The 445-nt window shown below is 41.1% G+C and carries 1 protein-coding gene; it reads left to right on the top strand.

Annotation, left to right across the window (positions count from 1 at the left end):
- A partial coding sequence (locus tag D4A39_RS17840; RefSeq protein ID WP_199699499.1) for a hypothetical protein occupies positions 1-445 on the top strand: 445 nt, incomplete at both ends.

Here is a 445-nt window from a genome sequence, read left to right as displayed (position 1 = left end):
ATACTTATGATGGCAAAAAAGTAGAGGAGGGTATTGCTGATCCTTTTGTTGAGAGCTTGCAGCATGATAGCATCATTGTACAGATTCCTTTATTGCATGGTAGGGTAAACAATCGCTTGGAGAAGGTTCTTTGCTTGTTTGACCAGACGAATGTTGCGGACAACAAAAAGGTAATTAAGGTTGATGATAAGCAGTTTGAGCGCGATAATGATATGGAGTACATTGTCCGTCGTCTTCAATCGGCTGCTGCGGATCCTGATATGAGGTACCAGATGAATGCAGAGGATGAATTCTTTAAAGAATTGGAAGCCCGAGATTCCCTTATTATGGAGAAGGATGGTCAATTGAAGGAGAAGGATGAGATGCTTCGTAAGATGATTAAGGGAATGCAGGAAAATGGTATGTCGCTTGATGATATTGCTAAGATGTTGAACAAGACTGTGGA

It is taken from the genome of Alcanivorax profundi (genome assembly GCF_003597125.1).
GTDB lineage: Bacteria > Pseudomonadota > Gammaproteobacteria > Pseudomonadales > Alcanivoracaceae > Alcanivorax > Alcanivorax profundi.
This window is presented reverse-complemented; position numbering and strand designations above follow the sequence as displayed.